Raw genomic sequence first — 17,867 nt, 5'->3', positions numbered from 1 at the left:
GACCGTCAGTTCTCGTGTTGAACTTCGCGATCGAGACCGTCGATATTCCACTCGATGGTGGATCCGAGTTCCTCGGAATCTCCTCGGTGCGCGACGCGGCCGAGGACGGTGGCGACTATTGCAGCGCACACCATCCAGACGACTACGCCTATCAGCAACCCGGTCATGGACACTTTGTAGCACTGATGTCTGAGAAATCGCCGTGAAACGGTGGTTATGAAGTGTTGCTGTTCGATATACATCGCGTGCGGTCCGGCAAATGCGACAAAGTGAAGCTTCTTGTTCCCCAACAGATGTAGAGACCCGATGGATTGTTTCGCGGCCTTTTCGAGAACAGAAATCAATGAGTGTTGCGTAATTGTTCGACGACTCGGCGAAAGCGACTGCTCGGTGTGCACATATTCGACACCACATCGAGATCGGACTCGAAATCCACATCTCGCAATTGCGACACCATGGTCACCTCGGCACCCGCAGCGGTCAGTGCCACCCGGGTGTCGTCGCCCGTCGACGGTGCAGACATCGGTACGTCCAGCAATGCTTGGGCCTGAGCAGGATTCCGTAGACCCAGGATCCACCAACCGCCGTCCTCGGCGGTACCGAGTAGATCGGTGTCGGCCAGCAGCGCGGCTGCGTCGCTGAGCAGTCGCCCGGTGACCTGAGGGGTGTCCATTCCGATCTGAAGTACCGCACCCGCGGGCGCGGCATCGGCGTGCGCATTCGCCAGCCGTTCGCCCAGTCCGTCGCCGCGCTGCGGGATCACGGTGAACGACGCGAGGGCTCGGGTGAGTTCCTCGGCGCGGGCCGCGTCGTGAAGATGGCCGGTGAGGGCCACGACGCGGTGGTCGACGTTCGCTGCCGCGACGGCGTCGAGGGTGTCCAGCAGTGCGGCGGCTGCCACCTCGGCGGCGGCCGCGTCGCCGATCGTGGCGGCGAGACGGGTCTTGGCAAGTCCTGGAACGGGCGCTTTGGCCACGACGAGGGCGGTGACGGTCACGAGAGCACCTTCCAGAAGTCGCGCACGGCCACGATGGTGCCGCGGACCGAGCCCGAGACCTTGGACGTGCCTGCGGTTCGTGGTCGGTAGTCCACGTCGTGTTCGACGACGGTCCAGCCGGCCTCGGCCGCGAGCACGAGTAGCTGCAGCGGGTAGCCGGAGCGTCGGTCGGTGACATCGAGGTCGAGTAGCGCTTGTCGGCGGACCGCTCGGATGGCACCGAGGTCGTGTACGGGCAACTTGTACTTGGTCCGAAGTCGAAGAGACAGAACGGCATTGCCTATTTTTGCGTGCAGCGGGGAGCTTCCCTTGGCGGGCCGGCGACGGCCGACGGCCAGGTCTGCGCTGTCCAGTGCAGCCACCAGGGTGGGTAGGTCGCGTGGGTCCATCGAGCCGTCTCCGTCGAGCACGCAGACGATATCGGTGTCGGCGGCGAGGACGCCCGCGTGCACGGCGGCTCCGTATCCAGGCACGGTTTCCGCTACCACTGCCGCGCCGTGGGCGGCTGCCACCGCGGCGGTGGCGTCGGTCGAATTGTTGTCCACGACGATCGTTCGATATCCCGGCGGGATCGAATCCAGCACGGCCGGAAGCGATTCGGCTTCGTTCATGCAGGGAATGACGACGGTGACCGATCCGGGCTCAGACACGGGGTGGGCCCGTTCCCTCGGCGTCGCGCAACGGAGCATCGGCGAACGCGGTGAGACCGTCCTGCGGCAGGATCTGCGCGCGAAATCCCAGAACCTGTTCTGCCCGCTGTGGACTGGCCACGATGTGCCGTACGTCCCCGGCTCGGTACTGGCCGGTGACCTCGGGGGCCGGTCCACCCCTCGCGTCGGCGAGAACGGACGCCACCTCCCCGATGGTGATCGGATGACCCGAGCACACGTTGAGCGCGGTGAAGCCGTCCAGTTCGGCGGAGATGGACGCGATGTTCGCTGCTGCCACGTCGTGTACGTGGACGAAATCGCGGGCCTGCTTGCCGTCCTCGTAGACCGTGGGCGGCTTCCCGAGTTCGAGCGAGGACCGGAACATTGCCGCCACACCGGAATACGGGGTGTTGCGCGGCATGTGCGGGCCGTACACGTTGTGGTAGCGCAGCGCGACGACGGAACCACCGGTCGACAGTGCCCACGCGGAGGCGTAGTTCTCCTGCGCCAGTTTGCTCGCTGCGTAGGTGCTGCGCGGTTGCAGCGGTGAATCCTCCTCGACCAGTAGCCAATCGAGTGGCTCGCCGGACGCAGGGTCGCGGTTGTCGAACAGCCCGGCGTCCAGATCGGCTCGGGTACGCGGTCGCGGCACGACGGTCTCGCCGGAGGAATTGAGGTAGCGCCCTTCGCCGTAGACCACCATCGACGATGCCAGCACCAGGCGGGAACACCCTGCCTCGTACATTGCCGCGAGCAGGACTGCAGTTCCGAAGTCGTTGTGACTGGCGTATGCCGGCGCGTCCGCGGCGTCGACGCCTGCGCCGACGACAGCAGCCTGATGGCACACGACATCCACACCGCGTAGCGCTTCGACGAGTGAATCCTTGTCTCGCACATCCAGATCGGTGATGCCCTCGGCTGTCGCGCCGGGTCCGTGGGCCGAACCCAACATGGCGTCGACGGCGACCATCTCGAGATCGGTGTCGCGCGCTGCGTCGAGAATGTGGCCCCCGATGAATCCGGCTGCGCCGGTGAGCAGTACGCGAGTCATGGCAGCTCGACCGGCAGTGTGACTCCGGCGTGCACCCGGCAGTGGGGGCACTCGCCCGTCGGTGCGTCGCGCACTGCGGATCGGACGAGCGCCTTGAGCGGTTCGATGTTCTTCTGGAATTCGGCGAACACGTCCACTGCCTTGACTCCCTGACCGGATTCGATCCCGGCGTCGAGGTCGGTCACCAACGCTATCGGCGCGTAACAGAGTTCGAGCTCGCGGGCCAAGACGGCTTCGGGGTGACCGGTCATGTTCACCAGTGTCCAACCTTGGCGCGCGAACCATTGGCTTTCGGCGCGAGTGGAGAACCGGGGGCCTTCGACGACCACCATGACACCGCCGTCGACCGCGGACCCCTGGACGGCCGCGCTGCGCAACTCCGCGCAGTAGGGATCGGCGAATTCGACGTGGATGCCGCCGTTGTCGAAGTAGGTCTGGGTGCGGCCGGACGTCCGATCGACGAGTTGATCCGGAATCACGACGGTTCCCGGACCGTATTCGGCCACCAACGATCCCACGGCACACGGGGCGAACACGCGGCTGACACCGAGCATGCGCAGCGCCCACATGTTGGCCCGATACGGCAGGGTGTGCGGCGAGTATTCGTGAGCGCGGCCGTGTCGAGGAAGAAAGGCAACTCGTCGTCCTTCCGCCTCGCCGACGGTGATCGGTGCGCTCGGTGATCCGTAGGGCGTGTCCAGCTCGATCTCTTCGGCGTCGTCGGCGAAGAACGAGTAGAAGCCACTGCCGCCGATCACCGCGATCTCGGCCTGTAACCCCGCTTGCGTGTTCATCTACCCATCCTCCATCACCGTCGGTCGATATGCTGGTCCGAAACCGTGTTCGTCTTCAAGTCCGCAGGGAGAAAACACTATCCGTTACTGGAAAGAAGCCGTCGCCGGTGCGCTGGCCGTCGTGCTCGTTGCCGTCGCGTTCGTCGTTCCGTATCTGGGCAACGAGATCGTCACCCCGATCATCAACAGAACACCGCAGCAGGTGCGCGATTTCGCCGACGCCGCACCGCTGTTCGGTTTTCGTGAGGTTCATGTCGGATGGGGAACGCCGTTCGCCGTCCTCATCGCGGTGGCGACCGTGCTGTGGGGACCGACCGTGGCTCGACGCCTGTCCTGGACGCGGCTGTTGTTCGTCGTCTGGGGTGCGTCGGCGGCGTGGACGATGGCGCTGGCGATGGTCGACGGTTGGAAGCGTGGGTTCGTCGACCGGTTGGCCTCGACGGACGAGTACCTGCACGAGGTGCCCGGCATCACCGACATCCCCGCGACACTGCGCGGATTCTCCGAGCGCATTCTGGATTACCAGGCGGATTCGTGGACCACTCACGTCTCGGGCCATCCGCCCGGTGCGCTGCTGACGTTCGTCTGGCTCGACCGTCTCGGTTTGAGCGGTGGGGCTTGGGCGGCAACGCTGTGCGTGTTGGTGGGAACCAGTGCCGCAGTTGCTGTGGTTCTCACGCTGGGTGTTCTGGGCGACGAGGACATGGCCAGGCGCGCAGCACCGTTCGTGGCGATCGCACCGGCAGCGATCTGGATCGCCGTCTCCGCCGACGCGTTCTATGCCGGGGTCGCGGCGTGGGGTATCGCGCTGCTGGCGGTCTCGACGAAGCGCTGGCTGTGGCCCGCGTCCATCGGTGCGGGAGTGCTTCTCGGGTTCGGAATCTATTTGAACTACGGCCTGGTGTTGATGGGTCTGCCGGCGGTCGCGGTGCTGATAGCGGGCCGAAAGGTTCTGCCGTTCCTCGGCGCGGTGATCGGTGCCCTGCTCGTTGCGGGGATCTTCACGGCGTACGGATTCTGGTGGTACGACGGGTACGAGCTGGTGCAGGAGCGGTACTACCAGGGCATCGCCAAGGATCGTCCGTTCGAGTACTGGGGCTGGGCGAACTTCGCTGCACTGTTCTGCGCGCTCGGCATCGCTGTGCCCGCGGCGTTCCCACGCATCGCCGCGCGGGTGCAGCCGATCAACCTGTTGGTGCTCGGCGGCCTCGCGGCGGTGGTGATGGCCGATCTGAGTCAGCTGAGCAAAGCGGAGACGGAGCGAATCTGGCTGCCGTTCGCGATGTGGATGTTGATCGCCCCGGCGGTGCTGCCGCGTCGAACACATCGATTCTGGTTGGCGCTGCAGGTGATCGGGGCCTTGGCCGTCAATCATCTGCTGTTCACGAATTGGTGAGCGGAGCCGGAGTCATCTGCGCGAACCAGCGGCCGTCGATCGGAGCCACGTCCACCATCTGCAAGCCGGCGGCGCGGGCGAGGTCGGCGGTGGCGTCGGCGCTGACACTCGACCAGGCGAACCAGTCGCCGACCATGGTGTCGGTTTCCCAGCGGACGGTGCGGTGCCGAATCCCGGAGTCACTCGGTTCGTCCACCTCGGCGATGATGGCTCCGTGTGGTGCCAGCAGATCGGCGGCTCGGCGTAGCAGGCGCACCGGATCCCCGCCGATGCCGATGTTGCCGTCGGCGAGCAGCACACACGACCACGTGCCGGTGCCGGGCAGAGGCTCGAAGAGGTCACGGAGAACGGCGTTTCCGCCGCGGCCGATGGTCAGGTCGACGGCAGCCTTCGACGTGTCGACGCCGAGCGCCGAGAGTCCTCGTCGGGCAAGAGCTTCGGTCAGCCGGCCGGGTCCGCATCCGAGATCGATGGTGGACCCGGTACATCGGCTGATCATGGCGTGGTCGGCTCGGCGATCCTCTTCCGAGGATGCGCTTCCGCCCATCCAGCGGGCCGTGGGCAGACGTTCTCTCGAGCCGTCGGAATCGCCGATCCAGCAAGGCAATCCAGCGGCGGCGCGGTGGAAAAGGGTGTCTGCGGTGACGCTCATGTTCGGCTCCGTACCACGGTGAAGCGAATGAAGTAGACGACGGCGCTGGCGGCGAACAACACCGTTGTCAGAACCAGCCATCGTTCCAAGAAGGGGTCTTGGGTCAAACCTGTTGCCGCACGATAGGTCTCCGCGCCCTGGGACAGTATTCCGGGGAAGAACATCAAGAACGTCAGCGCTGTGCCGAGGGCCGGGACGCGAATGTAGTTGATGGGCGAGACGGTCAGCTGTAGTCGTCCGAGCCCGGTGAGAAGGCGATCGGCCGCCGAGTACAGCGGGAACAGGACCGCGTCGTGCAGCAGTACCGATCCGAAGAACCAGACGGCGATGGAATGCCACCAGATGTCGCTGTTCCACAACGTTTTCGGCCCGGCGATGTGAACGACGTAGCCGACCAGAGCGAAAGAGAGCACCAGGCCGACGGCATGCAGAGGGTGCCCACCGTATACCCGTCGGAAGGCTCTCATGTCGGTCCCCTGTCGCGTTTTACGAAACGTCTGTGAAAGCACCAGAGCGCGAGCAGCACCGACGTCGTCGGTGACTGCCCGCGCACGGGTTCAGGAGCTGATTATGCGGCAGTCTTGACCGTGATGGTCGCAACGCCGACGAGCAGTCCCGGGGTGACAGCGTCGGTCTTGAACGTGTCGTTGAGCAGTCCGGCTGCGGTCTCCGAGATCTTCACCTGCGTGCCCTGCAGGATGGCGGTGTTCTCGGGGCCGGTTGCCAACGGCTGCAGGGTGCGGCCGTCGAGGTCGAACAGCACGGCGTCGGCAGCAGCCTCTTCGCCGTTGACCGTGACGTCACCGGTGAGCAGCGACGTGCCCGGATCGATGTCGAAGTTGGTCAGCTCGACCACGGTCTCGCCTGCGGTCAGCGACAATCCGCTGCCGTCGTGGTTGATCTCGCCCTGCACGTAGGGGTCGACCGTGCCGGGCTCCCAGTACTTCACGTCGCCACCGGTGATCGGGAAGCGAATGGAACCGTCTGCGAGAGTTGCGGTTCCGACTACGCCCGGCGTGAGGCCGAGGGTGGTCAGTGCGCCCAGGAAGCCGGGGTCGAGAGCAACTGCGGTGTCGACGCCGTTGCTGAGGTCGGCGACCTCGGCTGCGGGCTCGGGAGTGCTCTCGGTGGTCTCCATGGCCGACGACTCCGAGGAGGTGGCTGCGTCGGTGGTGCTGGATGCGTCGTCGCTGGAGCACGCGGCGAGCGGAACGATGGTGAGTGCACCGATTGCGGTGGCGGCCAAAGCTTTACGAACAGTGAACATGTCGGTCAACCTTCCGTGCTCGTCTCTCGAGCGTTGTGGGTTATTCGGCGCTGCTTGCCGATCGGATGGGTCTTCATCGCGATGCCTGCATTGAAGCGGTGCCGACCTGTTACCCCACGGTGTGAACGGTCAAACCAGACATGTTCACGTTCGGCTCAGCCCAGGATCAGATCCGCGGCTCGTTCGCCGATGATCACCGACGGTGCATGAGTGTGGCCGCGGATGATGCTGGGCATGATCGATGCGTCGGCGACCCGGAGTCGGTCGACGCCCCGAACCCGCAGCGCGGCGTCGACGACGCTGCCGGCATCGCTGCCCATCCGCGCGGTGCCCACCGGGTGGTACAGAGTGTGCGCGTTCTGCTCGAGGGCCTCGGTGAGCAGATCCGCCGGGGAGATGTTCGACGCCACCCTGGGGCGTACGACGTCCCCGAGCTGGCCCTTCAGGGACGGGGTCTCCGACAGCGCGACGCATACGCGCAGTCCCTCGATCATGGCCTTGCGGTCCATTCCGTCGGGGTCGCTGAGGTAACGCGGCTCGACGATGGGCTTGGCCAGAGGGTCGGCGGACCGGAGCGTGATCTCGCCTCGGCTCTTGGGTTGCAGCAGGACTGTGCCGATGACCGCGGCGTGTGCGTCGGCGGCGATCAGGCCTTCGTCGAAGAACGGGGCCGGTCCGAAGATGAGCTCGAGGTCCGGCAGCGGCAGATCTTCGAGGCTCCGGATGAAGCCGTATGCCTCCGCGACGTTGGAGGTGAGCATGCCGCGTCGGCGCGCGAGATAGTTGATGAGCTCCGGAATCTTCTCGGCATGGAACAGGGAGTCCTTCTCGGTCTTCCATCCGATGAGGGCGGCCAGGTGGTCGAGGAGGTTCTGCCCGACGTCCGGCGAGTGGTGCCGGACGGTGATGCCGTGGGCTGCGAGCTGCTCCTTGTCTCCGATGCCGGAGAGCATCAGCAGCTGCGGTGTGTTGATGGCTCCGCCGGACAGAATGACTTCCTTGTGTGCGCGCACCGTATGGGTGACGCCGTCGGAGGTGTATTCGACGCCGACGGCGGCGCTGCCCTCGAAAAGAACCCGGGTGGCCTGTGCCTCGGTGAGGACGGTGAGGTTGGTGCGCTTCTTCGCCGGGCGAAGGTAGGCGTCGGCGGTGCTCCAGCGGGCACCGCGTTTCTGGTTGACCATGGTGCGGCTGAAGCCCGTGGGTTCGGGCAGGTTGGGGGTTTCGACCGAGTAGCCGGCTTCCTCGACGGCGGAGAGGAAGGACGAGGTGAGCGGGCGTGAGCTGCGCTGGTGGGAGACGATCAGCGGCCCGCCGGTTCCGGCGTCCAGTTCTGTTGTGCCCTCGATGTTCTCGATCTTGCGGAAGTATCCGACGAGGTTGCGGAACGACCACGAGTCGTCGGAGTTGGCCGCCCACTCGTCGTAGTCGGCGGCGAATCCGCGTACCCACATCATGGCGTTCATCGACGAGGAGCCGCCGAGCATCTTGCCGCGCGGCCAGTAGATGCTGCGGTCGCGTAGCCCCGGCTGCGGTTCGGTGAGGTAGTCCCAATCGACCTCGGTACGAAAGAGTTTGGAGAACGCGGCGGGGATGTGGGCGAACTTGTTCTTGTCTTCCGGGCCTGCCTCGAGCAGGATCACGCTGTTGCGGGGATCGGCGCTGAGCCGGTTGGCCACCACTGCGCCGGCCGAGCCCGCGCCCACGACGATGTAGTCGGCGGTTGTGTTCTGTGTGCTCATGATTGTCCTTCGGGTTCGTCGGCAGCTGTCGTTGGACGCTGCTCAGCCGCGCAGGGCGGAGGCGAATATTGCCGGGAGTTTGGTCCAGGACGGTGCTCCGGCGAACGCGGTGAGCAGTTTCCCGGTCGATGCTGCGGTTTTGTTGGTGACGAACCACGGCGGCTTGGGGGAGATGGACATCTCTCCGCTGATCAGCGACCTCGACAGTGGGCGGAAGGGTCCGCGTACCACGGTCCGTTCGGCACCGTCGATCAGTAATGCGTTGTGCACGATGCCGATTCCGCTCTGCACATCGTCGACGGTGTGGCCGGGGAACGCGCCCCAGGTGGCCGATGCGGTGAGGAATCCGAGGGCGGTCCAGGCATTGACGGCGATGGTGCCGTACCGCAGGTCTGCAAGCATGGAGTCGAACTTCTCACCGAGTTCCTTGATGGTGCTCGGCGTGCCGATGATGTTGATGCCGAGGGTGCCGGTGAACTCCTCGTTGGCCGTCTGGACGGCCTTGGCGGCGAATGCTGCTCCGCTGTAAGGCAGCTCGATGACGCCCATGACGGGTGCGAAGTACTCGGTCTGCAGGAGCGGTGCGTACTCGCCCGGATCGAGGTCGGTGATGAGCACCCGGCCACCGCCGTCGCCGAGCCGTTCGGCCGACGGGTACGTGGCGGTGGCGTCGGACACGCGTCTGTCGCTGCCCGGGTAGTACGGGGCGCGGGCCGGTGCCCGGTCGAGTGCGGCGCGCAGGGCTGCGATGAACTCGTCGCGCTGCTTCCATTCCGAGGACAGCACGACGACCTGCGAAGCGACACAGTTGTATCCGCTGTTGTGCAGTCGCTGGGTGGCTACGTGTTCGGCTTGGAACTCGATGTCCGCGCGACTCCACTCGCCCGGCAACACGATGGTGGGTGAGACGCCACCGAGTTCACTGGAGATCTCCTTGGTCAGGATCGGCCGGTTCGCCGCCTTACGGGCGGCACCGTCGGGTCCCGGGCCGAAGACGATGGCGTCGTGGGTGATTGCGCTGCCCGTCATATGGACGTGGTCGACGCGATCGTGGTTGACCAGGTAGGTGCCGACGTCGGATCCACCGGTGAGCAGACGCAGCGCGCCGATGTCCACCAGTGGGGCGAGGATCTTCTCGAAGACCGGCAGCAGTGGGTCCATGATGGGGTTGAGCTTGAGCGCGACGACGCGGTTGAAGGCGATCAGTTCGTACAGGGCGTCGAGTGGGGCGATCGAGGTGATGTTGCCCGCGCCCAGGACGACGCCGACGCCCGCGGTGCGCGTCGGGTCGAGTTGGGCGAGGCCTGCGGTGCGCTGTGCCGTGGCACGGTCGATTCCCGGCCGGAGCCACACCTCGGCACTGAATCCGTTGAGCAGTAGTTTCTCGAAGTTGTTGAGCGGCAACACCGATACGGTCGTTCGTCCGCCCGGAGCTGTTCCGAACTTCGCTCCGGCCAGCGGGCTACCGCCTGCCTCGAGCGCCGAGAGGGTGTGCGCGAGCGTGCCGAGACCGCCGAGAAGCGAGTACGGGCCGGAGAGCCATTCCTCACCGAGCAGGTTGGACGAGGGGTCGAGGCCTTTGACCGACGCGGCGGCGGTGACCCATTCCTGCGCGTGCGTCGTGGTGAGGGCGTGCATGCGCTCGAGCAGTGCCCGGCGGTCGGCCAGGCCGAGCCTGCCCCAGGTCTGCTCGCCTGCGTCGAGGTCGGCAAGAGCGGTATCGACCGCCAGGGTGGCGTCCGGTCCGTTCGTCGGTACAGGCTGCAGATGCGGGGTGACTTCGCTGGTCAACTTTTCGTCTCCACTCGTCGTTCGGATACACGGCTTCGAGTGTGATTCTGGTCGCATTCGGGGCGGCAGGCTATGGGCCGCCGCTGTCAATCGAGCGCAGCGGATTGTGCCGTCGCACAGTTTGGGTGTGGTGTGGCTTACATCGGCCGGGCTATGGTTCAGTCATGACCACCACCGAGTCCGCTCTGCATCCGTCACCGACCGAGCTGGCGGCGGCGATGCTCGACGACGTCGACGAGCTGGCGAGCGAACTGGTCCGGCGCATCCTGGGAGCCGAGCACGCGTATCTGGAGGCGACGCTGCTCACCGCGGATCAACTCCACGAAGCGTCTCGCAGCAATCTGGCGTCGATGTTGGGCAAGCTGTCCGGGCGTGCACCGGTTCGGCTCGAGTCGGCGCAGCAGGCGGGCAGGCTGAAGGCCGAGCAAGGTGTACCGCTGGCGGCATTGCTGCACGCGTTCCGGCTCGGTGGTCGGCTGGTCTGGGACGAGTTGATGGTGCGTTCGCACGGTAGGGCCAGCCACGCGCTGCTGGACATGGCGGCGCAGGTGTGGGCATTGGTCGACGTGTATTCCGACGAGGCGGCCGAGGCGTATCGAGAGAGCGCCGACATGCGAGCCCGCGAGAGCGCCGAAGCCCGCGGCCGGCTGATTCGGGTGCTGTTCGCCGATCACGCCGCGAATCCGGCCGCGGCGGCGGATGCCCTGCGTGCGTTCCGAATTCCGGATCGCGGCTTTTTTGCGGTGGTTTCCCAGGAACCCTCGTCGACGGGACTCGGTATCGAAGGCGTCGTCGCTCGGTTGCGGGCCGCGGGAACCGAGTCGGTGTGGGATGCCGAGGTGGACGGCAGCATCGGATTGTTCTGTGCCGCTAGGGAATCCGACATCGATACAGCACTGGCCACTTTCGGAGAACTGTGCCCGGGGCGGATCGGTGTCAGTTCGGTGTTCCGGTCGCCGTCGGGAATCGGTGACGCCGTGGGGCAGGCCCGTCTGGCCCGGTCGTGCAGCTTTCCCGATTCTGTGCCGTCGACGCCGGTGCGCTACGACTCGGTACCGGTGCCGCTACTGCTCGCGCGCGACCCGAAATCCGGCCGTATCGCGGCCCGTCAGATCCTCGGCGATCTGTTGGCGTTGCCCCGCGCCGAGCGGACGAGTCTGCTCGCCACTCTCGATGCGTGGTTCTCGTGCGGTGGCTCCACCAAGGATGCCGCGGAACAGCTGCACTACCACCGCAACACGGTGCTGTACCGATTGCGGCGTATCGCCGAACTCACCGGTCGCGACTTCCGTGATCCCGTGCAGGCCGCCGAACTCTATGTCGGGCTTCGAGCCCATCAACTACTGACCTGACGGGTCAGTGGCTGGCCAGCACGACGTCGAGGATTCCCGTTCCCAGCGGTACCGGAACGCAGGACAGCTGACGTGCATTCGCGGGGTCGAGTGCGTTGAGCGCCAGACGCAGCGCGGTCGGGTCGTAGGTGAAGGTGAAGTGGGCGACCTCGGTGTCGGGGCACACGTCCTGGATCACGATGTTGTGCGCTCCCGGATCTCGCAGCAGCGCATTGGTATACGGCTGAATGACCTCGTCGACCTTGGTGGCGATCGAGGTGTAGTCGACGCCGGGGACGGTGTCGCCGCCGGCGTTGAGGTTTTCGAGAAAGTCCGATCCGGCCATCAACTGGGCGAGGCCAGGGCCGAATTCGTCGGCTACCAGACCGGTCGCGCCGGGCACGGCCTGGACGACGGGGGCGACTCCGTACATGGTGCCGCCGTAGGTCGGTGACGCGATTCCCACCCATCGGTCGACGACATCGGCCCCGCCGAGCCTGTTGACGAAGTATCGGGCGACGGCAGCACCCTGCGAGTAGCCCACCACGTCCACCGCCGCGGCGCCGGTCGCGTCGAGGATGGTCGCTGTCATCGATTTCAGTTGTGCTGCACTGTCTTCGATGACTCCGTAGCCGTTGGACTTACCGTCCGGCGACGCGCCGTAGTTGATCGCGAAGACACAGAAGCCTGCGGCGCGCAGGATGGGTGAGAAGCCGGCCCAATCGGAGTAGGCGGTGGCGTCGGTGCCGTGGACGAGAACGACAGGATTGGGGTGCTCGGCAGAGGGCACGCAGCTCATGTCGTTGGCCCCGGGCGGGGCGGCGTCGCGGTTGGTCGACGCGTACCGAATGGCATCGGCGTGGTCGGGTTGCGGCGGTGCAGCTGCGATGGGCATGAGCGGGCCGGCATGTGCGAGTGGTGCCGCTTGGGTCGACAAGGCCGACAGTGCAGCGGTGAGTGCGACGACGAGAAGAATCAGACTTCGGCGTGGTCCGCGCATGACCACACGGTATTCCTGCAGTTGTGAAATGTCCCTACGAATTCGGACATGAACGCATAAAAGTCACAACAATAGTTCTGTAGCGATTATTGTGTCGCATGCCGATTGCCGACCGAGCTACCGGTGACGGCGAGGGTGCAGACGCAGGGATCGATCGAAAGACGGGTTTACCGCCGACAAGAGGAACGTGGAGCCGGTGACGGGAATCGAACCCGCCTCTCAACCTTGGGAAGGTCGCGTTCTACCAATGAACTACACCGGCGTGTGGTGCGGCGTCCAGATTAGCAGGGTGGCCCGACGTCGATGCGTACACCGTGCAGCAGGGCCTGGGCGTCCTCGGCCGGCACCGGTTCGGAGAAGAGGTAGCCCTGAGCGCGGGTGCAGCCCAAGGCCACCAATGTGCTCCTGGCACTCTCGGTTTCGACGCCCTCGGCGATGATGCTCAGGCCGAACGCGTGCGCGAGCCCGATGATCGACTGGACGATCGCGAGGTCGTCGGTCGCTCCCGATCCGAGGTCGGTGACGAACGCGCGGTCGATCTTGAGCGCGTCGACGGGCAGTTCCTTGAGGTGTGACAGCGAGCTGTATCCGGTACCGAAGTCGTCGATCGCCACCTGCACGCCGAGGTCCCGCAGTTCTCGGAGCGTCACTCGAGTACGCGAAAGATCCTGTACGACGGCTACTTCGGTGATCTCCAGGCACAGGTTGCAGCCCGCGATCGAGAATTCGTCGAGGGCGCTCGCCACGGTGGCCGCAAAGCCGGTGGTGACCAGCTGTACGGGCGAGATGTTCACGCGCATCACGATGTCGAGGCCGGGGATGTCCCGTTGCCACGCGGCCAAGGTCCGGCACGCGTGGTCGAGAACCCACCGACCGAGCTCGCCGGCGAGGTTCGTCTCCTCCGCCACCGGAATGAAGGCGGACGGTGGTAGCAGCCCGCGGGTGGGGTGAAGCCACCGAACCAGTGCCTCCACCGCAGTGATGCGCCCGGTGACGAGGTCGACCTCGGGCTGGAAGTGCAACGTCAGCGAGTCGCCTGCAATGGCGTCACGCAGATGGATCTCGACGTCGTTGCGGAGTTCGGATTGCGCGTGCATCTCGTCGGTGAACAGCGAGATGTGATGTCCACCAGCACGCTTGGCCACCAGAGCGGCTTGCCCTGCTTGTCGGAGCAGAGAGTCGGCGGTGTGGGTGCCGGGCACGCCGAAGGCGATTCCGATGCTGGCGCTGCGACCGATTCTCTCGACACCGAGAGTGACCGGTGCCTGTATCGACCCGGCGATCGTGCGGGCACGGTCGGTGGCGACGCGGTGGGAACACGGGCCCGCCAGGACCACGACGAACTCGTCGCCGCTCAGGCGGGCCGCGAGACTCGCCGATTCGTCGACGAACGTCTGCAGGCGCCCGGCGACAGCCTGGAGATACTGGTCGCCGGCGAGGTGTCCGAGAAAGTCGTTCAGCGCCTTGGTGCGGTCCAGGTCGATGTGCAACACCGCCACCGGACCGGGCATCGACGGATCGAGTCGGTCATGGAGGTGCTGCGTGAGTGCGGTGCGGTTCGGGAGTGAGGTGAGACCGTCGTGCAAGGCCGAGAACCTGATCTGTTCCTCGGCACTGACTCGCGCCTGCAATTGCGACAGGAGAGCAGCAATTGCTTTGAGGGCGTTCAGTTCTGCTTCGGACCAACTCCGGTCTCCCACTTTGATGAAGCCCAGAATTCCGGTGGTGCGTTCGGAGTGCAGCAGCGGCACGACGGCCATCGAGGTGGCGCTCAATCCCGAGGCGGTCTCGACGCGTCGGCGATAGTCCTCCTGCTCCGGGTCGGGCCGAAACACTGCCGGTTCGGACAGTGTTTCGGCCATCGCGAAGACCGAGTCGGCCTCGTCGAAGTAGACGACGGCCAGGGGGTCGGGATCGGGCACGCTCAGGCGCGGTGGCCATTCCGCGGTGAGTCTGGTTGCCCGGGCATCGAAATCGTGGTGCCGGAGAAAGCTGAAATCGATGCCGAGGTAGTCCACGAGCTGACGCAGTACCGACAGGTATGCTTCTCGCACCGTCGCCGCGTCGACTCCCATGAGTTCGGTGGCGACGCCGGTGACGAGGACCTCGAGTGTCCGACTGTTCTCCAGGGCCCTACTCCCGCCTCTCGTCGACGCGGTCTCGTGAACCGCTCCTGTAGACGCAGTGCAGGACTGTTCCCCCTGGTCTATGCCGGACTCTACCCCGGTAAGGACGCCGAAACCGCGACTCTGCGACTGTATATCGCGCCTCGTGGCGCGGTACCGAGCCGCAACACCAGAGCGATCGACTCGGCCTCGTCCAGTTCCGCCAACGTCCGCAGCTCGAAGTTCAACTGCTGCAACGTCTCTGCGTGGGTCGGAGACAATTCTCGGTGCTCGTCCATCGTGCGTGCGTAGAGGAACGGTGGCGAGACGGGTTGAACTGCCAGTGCGTGCAGATGTGAAGTCACCCAAACGTTCTCCGTGGCAAATCCACCCCGGATGTAATGCGCCGGAGTCGATCCGGGCACCACGATCACTGCGAGCGCAGAGCTCGCCGATACCCGATCGCGCATGTCGGTGGCCAGGGCAGCGCCTGCGTTCCAGGCAGCCACGAGGGCCATGACGTCGGGCCGCCCGATGATGTCCAGCGTGGACAGGTCTGCGGCGTCGATGCCGAGGCTGGCGACGTCGATGCCCCGATCCGGGTCCGGATCGCCTGCCCAGCGCAGTTCGGAGAACATCTCTCGGTGCAGATGCGGCGTGAGATACCGAATCCGATCGGCGGCCGCGAGAATGTCTGCTGCCGCGGTGATGGACTCGCGCGTCGTCAACAGCACGGCACGTCCGCCTTCGGCGGCTGCGGCCGCAACGAGATCGGCGACCACCGCATCGTCCAGCGTCGACGGTGACCCGAGCTCTCGGTCCGTGGATCGGGTGAGCACGGCGTCGAGGAGGCGTCGATCGGTGATCGGCTCGGCGGTACCGTCGCGCAACGACAGCTCGACCGCCTCGTCGGTGATCTCGATGCCGGCGAGCGTGCCCTGGGCGGCGGCGGCCACGCGCGCGTTGAATCCGGCTGCGCCCACAGCGACGAAGCTGCCGCGGTACGCGATATCGAGGGTGGACGTTCGGGATCGATCGACGTCGACCCGGAAGGTCGGCCCGTTCGAGGAGAAGGTCCACGGCTGACTGTTTCCGCCGGAAGGCGCTCGTCGTGCCGCTTCGAGTATCGAGTCGTGGGAATCCACACTCTGCGGACCGGCCGCATCACCCGAGACCTGTCTGCGGGTGGGGGCCGGCGTGTTCAGCCCGTCGAGGTGCACCTCGAGATCGATGCGGATACGTCCGGACGGTAGGTGCGCTCCGGTCCCGAAGCGTCGGACCGCCGCGGCGATGGTGGCACCCCCCAGTTGGACGTCGCCGCCCAGCTGGGGCCACGTCTCGATCGTTTCGCCCACCTCCACCATCGAGGCCGCCATCCGAGCCGAGAGCAGGGAGGCGTCGAGTTGATCGAGCACGATGGGAATCTTGTCGCGGGTTCCGAGTCCGTGCAGGCCGGCGGACTCGATGTCGCCGAGTACGCCGTGAAACACCGGCCGCTGTGGTTCGAGGTCGAATCGCTCGACGTCCAGCAGACCTCGATCGGAGGTCTCCATCAGTACGGGGATTCGACGCGACCTGGCCGCCTCTCGTGCGCGGACCTTGATGTCGAGGGAGTCGCATTCCTCGACGAGCAGGTCGAGTCCGTCGAAGAACTCGTCGATCGTGGTCTCGTCGATCCCGTTCCGAAAGACCTCCACCGTCAGGTACGGATCTATTTCGGCGATTCGCCGGGCGGCGACGATGGCTTTGTTGACGCCCAGATCGATGATCGACGCCGGAATCCTGTTGAGGTTAGACAGTTCTATCTCGTCGAAATCCGCGAGGCGAAGAGTTCCGCAGATTCCCTCGAGTGCGAGAGTGTGCGCAATGGCGTGTCCGACGCTCAATCCGATGACGCCGATCGTGAGATCTCCCAATTTCTGCTGTTCCTCGAGGGTTATCTTGTTTCTGTTTCGGTCCAGTCGGAGGTGCCGATACGAATTCGGACCGAGAACGGCGACGACGGTATTGCGCCACGGGAAATAGACCCACCTGTCGCTTTCGTCGAGAAGGCTCTGCTCAGGGCTCGGCAACAATGCATGCAGTCCGGCTCGCTGGGTGGCGCGTTCGTCGAGAACGGTGATCGAGGTGTCACCCCGTAGCTCGTCCAGGGCGGCCCGCTGTGTGGCGACCGTCTCGTCGAATATCACAGGCTGCCAGCTGTATTCGACAGTGTTCGGAATCGTCACGACGCCACCGCCGAGTGCAGGTTCTTCGACGTGCCGTGCTGCGCGAGCAGCGAGACCGTGTTGCGTTTCATGCGCCGCCACGTCTCGAGTTCGGCATCGAACGCGAGAGTCGTTCGGTCCCACCAGAACACCTCGGTTCGGTATCGGTCGTCGGGGTACGGCACCGGTTCGATGTGCGTTGCGATCGCTGCTCCGGTGCGCAGCCACGCGGCGCGGACGTGGGAGGCGGCAGTGGCCAGCGCGTAACGAGCGCCCAGCAGTGCTGTGCTGTACGCCGGTGACTGCGCGATCATGGTGGTGACGGCGCGACCGCGGGGTGCTCCCGGGGCAACCCACGCCGATTTGATCTCGACGACCCCGTCCTCGATACGGCTGTCGAGCATCGCGCGAACGCGATGACGGCCCTCGGGATGCGCGGCGAATTCGACGAGTGCGTGTGATTGATCGGCCGAAGAATACGGCCCTTGAACGCGAACGCCGCCGAGGATCGTTCCGGTTCGGTCGAGAGCGGCGAAGAACAATGCGGTGGTCCCGCCGTCGCGAATTGCCGATATCTCGAGCGCTGGTGTCACGTCGTGGCGTCGGTAGCTTTCTTCGGCACCGTCGAGAAATTGCGTCCACAAAGCGGGACTTCGGGTGGGAGTCGTGGCCAGAATGTGGCACTGGGAGGGATGATCGAAGTACGAAGGAACGTCGATTCGAATGCGCTTGGGTCGAATGTACATAGGGGCTCTTCCTGAGGGAGTGTCACCGAATGTGAGAGGTGTGACCGATCGATTGTCCGACTGTTCGGTCCGCACGTACCTGTGGAAGTGGTCACTCGGGTGCTTCGCGTAAGGCCCGTGAGGACCAGTAGCCTGCAG

The 17,867-nt window shown here is 65.4% G+C and carries 16 protein-coding genes and 1 tRNA gene; 2 read left to right on the top strand and 15 right to left on the bottom strand.

Annotation, left to right across the window (positions count from 1 at the left end; translation table 11 throughout):
- Window positions 1-5: 5 nt before the first annotated feature.
- From ASH04_RS27020 to ASH04_RS20445, 5 genes are all read right to left on the bottom strand, one after another.
- Complete coding sequence (locus ASH04_RS27020; RefSeq protein ID WP_167328661.1) at window positions 6-167, bottom strand: hypothetical protein; 162 nt, start codon at window positions 165-167, stop codon at window positions 6-8.
- Between the two features lie 173 nt (window positions 168-340).
- On the bottom strand, window positions 341-997 hold the full coding sequence (locus tag ASH04_RS20460; RefSeq protein WP_057474394.1) for a TIGR04282 family arsenosugar biosynthesis glycosyltransferase: 657 nt from the start codon (window positions 995-997) through the stop codon (window positions 341-343).
- On the bottom strand, window positions 994-1,686 hold the full coding sequence (locus ASH04_RS20455; protein ID WP_032383143.1) for a glycosyltransferase family 2 protein: 693 nt from the start codon (window positions 1,684-1,686) through the stop codon (window positions 994-996). Before ASH04_RS20455 ends, ASH04_RS20460 begins: the two co-directional genes overlap by 4 nt.
- Window positions 1,640-2,698 carry an NAD-dependent epimerase/dehydratase family protein gene (locus tag ASH04_RS20450; protein ID WP_032367080.1) on the bottom strand — a complete coding sequence of 353 codons (1,059 nt, stop codon included), beginning with the start codon at window positions 2,696-2,698 and terminating at the stop codon, window positions 1,640-1,642. The genes ASH04_RS20455 and ASH04_RS20450 overlap by 47 nt, the downstream gene beginning before the upstream one ends.
- Complete coding sequence (locus ASH04_RS20445) at window positions 2,695-3,492, bottom strand: S-methyl-5'-thioadenosine phosphorylase (protein ID WP_057474393.1); 798 nt, start codon at window positions 3,490-3,492, stop codon at window positions 2,695-2,697. Before ASH04_RS20445 ends, ASH04_RS20450 begins: the two co-directional genes overlap by 4 nt.
- Window positions 3,493-3,604: 112 nt before the next feature.
- On the opposite strand from ASH04_RS20445, the gene ASH04_RS20440 reads away from it, so the two are divergent.
- The gene (locus ASH04_RS20440; protein ID WP_205912728.1) at window positions 3,605-4,888 is read left to right on the top strand and encodes a hypothetical protein; all 1,284 of its coding nucleotides are present in this window, start codon (window positions 3,605-3,607) and stop codon (window positions 4,886-4,888) included.
- Here the strand turns inward: ASH04_RS20440 and ASH04_RS20435 are convergent.
- From ASH04_RS20435 to ASH04_RS20415, 5 genes are all read right to left on the bottom strand, one after another.
- Window positions 4,875-5,540 (bottom strand): methyltransferase domain-containing protein, encoded by a 666-nt coding sequence (locus tag ASH04_RS20435; protein WP_032367078.1) that lies wholly within the window; start codon window positions 5,538-5,540, stop codon window positions 4,875-4,877. The two genes, ASH04_RS20440 and ASH04_RS20435, sit on opposite strands and share 14 nt — an antisense overlap.
- A complete protein-coding gene (locus ASH04_RS20430; protein WP_057474392.1) occupies window positions 5,537-6,007 on the bottom strand; it encodes a hypothetical protein in 471 nt (156 codons plus the stop codon). Before ASH04_RS20430 ends, ASH04_RS20435 begins: the two co-directional genes overlap by 4 nt.
- Before the next feature lie 101 nt (window positions 6,008-6,108).
- Complete coding sequence (locus tag ASH04_RS20425) at window positions 6,109-6,807, bottom strand: hypothetical protein (RefSeq protein ID WP_032367076.1); 699 nt, start codon at window positions 6,805-6,807, stop codon at window positions 6,109-6,111.
- Window positions 6,808-6,962: 155 nt separating this feature from the next.
- Window positions 6,963-8,549: a GMC family oxidoreductase gene (locus ASH04_RS20420; RefSeq protein ID WP_057474391.1), complete on the bottom strand. Its 1,587-nt coding sequence runs from the start codon at window positions 8,547-8,549 to the stop codon at window positions 6,963-6,965.
- A 42-nt stretch (window positions 8,550-8,591) separates the two neighbouring features.
- Window positions 8,592-10,280 (bottom strand): aldehyde dehydrogenase family protein, encoded by a 1,689-nt coding sequence (locus tag ASH04_RS20415; RefSeq protein WP_235580070.1) that lies wholly within the window; start codon window positions 10,278-10,280, stop codon window positions 8,592-8,594.
- A gap of 224 nt (window positions 10,281-10,504) precedes the next feature.
- On the opposite strand from ASH04_RS20415, the gene ASH04_RS20410 reads away from it, so the two are divergent.
- On the top strand, window positions 10,505-11,692 hold the full coding sequence (locus tag ASH04_RS20410) for a PucR family transcriptional regulator (protein ID WP_032367074.1): 1,188 nt from the start codon (window positions 10,505-10,507) through the stop codon (window positions 11,690-11,692).
- Window positions 11,693-11,696: 4 nt separating this feature from the next.
- Here the strand turns inward: ASH04_RS20410 and ASH04_RS20405 are convergent, their stop codons facing one another.
- The 5 genes from ASH04_RS20405 to ASH04_RS26810 form a co-directional block, all read right to left on the bottom strand.
- The gene (locus ASH04_RS20405; protein ID WP_057474616.1) at window positions 11,697-12,671 is read right to left on the bottom strand and encodes an esterase/lipase family protein; all 975 of its coding nucleotides are present in this window, start codon (window positions 12,669-12,671) and stop codon (window positions 11,697-11,699) included.
- Between the two features lie 188 nt (window positions 12,672-12,859).
- Window positions 12,860-12,933, bottom strand: a tRNA-Gly gene (locus tag ASH04_RS20400).
- Between the two features lie 19 nt (window positions 12,934-12,952).
- Complete coding sequence (locus tag ASH04_RS20395; protein ID WP_057474390.1) at window positions 12,953-14,746, bottom strand: putative bifunctional diguanylate cyclase/phosphodiesterase; 1,794 nt, start codon at window positions 14,744-14,746, stop codon at window positions 12,953-12,955.
- A 143-nt stretch (window positions 14,747-14,889) separates the two neighbouring features.
- Window positions 14,890-17,004, bottom strand: a complete 2,115-nt coding sequence (locus ASH04_RS20390) for an Rv1355c family protein (protein ID WP_162247557.1) — start codon at window positions 17,002-17,004, stop codon at window positions 14,890-14,892.
- Window positions 17,001-17,729 (bottom strand): hypothetical protein, encoded by a 729-nt coding sequence (locus ASH04_RS26810; RefSeq protein ID WP_051364987.1) that lies wholly within the window; start codon window positions 17,727-17,729, stop codon window positions 17,001-17,003. The genes ASH04_RS20390 and ASH04_RS26810 overlap by 4 nt, the downstream gene beginning before the upstream one ends.
- Window positions 17,730-17,867: the final 138 nt, after the last annotated feature.

The organism is Rhodococcus sp. Leaf233 (genome assembly GCF_001426165.1).
In the GTDB taxonomy this organism is placed as follows: domain Bacteria; phylum Actinomycetota; class Actinomycetes; order Mycobacteriales; family Mycobacteriaceae; genus Rhodococcoides; species Rhodococcoides fascians.
Note: the sequence above shows the minus strand (reverse complement) of the source record. Positions and strands in the feature narration are given on the sequence as shown.

Coding starts and splice junctions, on each gene's coding strand:
- ASH04_RS20435 (WP_032367078.1), bottom strand. CDS start 5,540: ATGAGCGTCACCGCAGACACCCTTTTCCACCGCGCCGCCGCTGGATTG.
- ASH04_RS26810 (WP_051364987.1), bottom strand. CDS start 17,729: ATGTACATTCGACCCAAGCGCATTCGAATCGACGTTCCTTCGTACTTC.
- ASH04_RS20395 (WP_057474390.1), bottom strand. CDS start 14,746: ATGGGAGTCGACGCGGCGACGGTGCGAGAAGCATACCTGTCGGTACTG.
- ASH04_RS27020 (WP_167328661.1), bottom strand. CDS start 167: ATGACCGGGTTGCTGATAGGCGTAGTCGTCTGGATGGTGTGCGCTGCA.
- ASH04_RS20430 (WP_057474392.1), bottom strand. CDS start 6,007: ATGAGAGCCTTCCGACGGGTATACGGTGGGCACCCTCTGCATGCCGTC.
- ASH04_RS20445 (WP_057474393.1), bottom strand. CDS start 3,492: ATGAACACGCAAGCGGGGTTACAGGCCGAGATCGCGGTGATCGGCGGC.
- ASH04_RS20455 (WP_032383143.1), bottom strand. CDS start 1,686: ATGCTCCGTTGCGCGACGCCGAGGGAACGGGCCCACCCCGTGTCTGAG.
- ASH04_RS20410 (WP_032367074.1), top strand. CDS start 10,505: ATGACCACCACCGAGTCCGCTCTGCATCCGTCACCGACCGAGCTGGCG.
- ASH04_RS20405 (WP_057474616.1), bottom strand. CDS start 12,671: ATGCGCGGACCACGCCGAAGTCTGATTCTTCTCGTCGTCGCACTCACC.
- ASH04_RS20450 (WP_032367080.1), bottom strand. CDS start 2,698: ATGACTCGCGTACTGCTCACCGGCGCAGCCGGATTCATCGGGGGCCAC.
- ASH04_RS20425 (WP_032367076.1), bottom strand. CDS start 6,807: ATGTTCACTGTTCGTAAAGCTTTGGCCGCCACCGCAATCGGTGCACTC.
- ASH04_RS20420 (WP_057474391.1), bottom strand. CDS start 8,549: ATGAGCACACAGAACACAACCGCCGACTACATCGTCGTGGGCGCGGGC.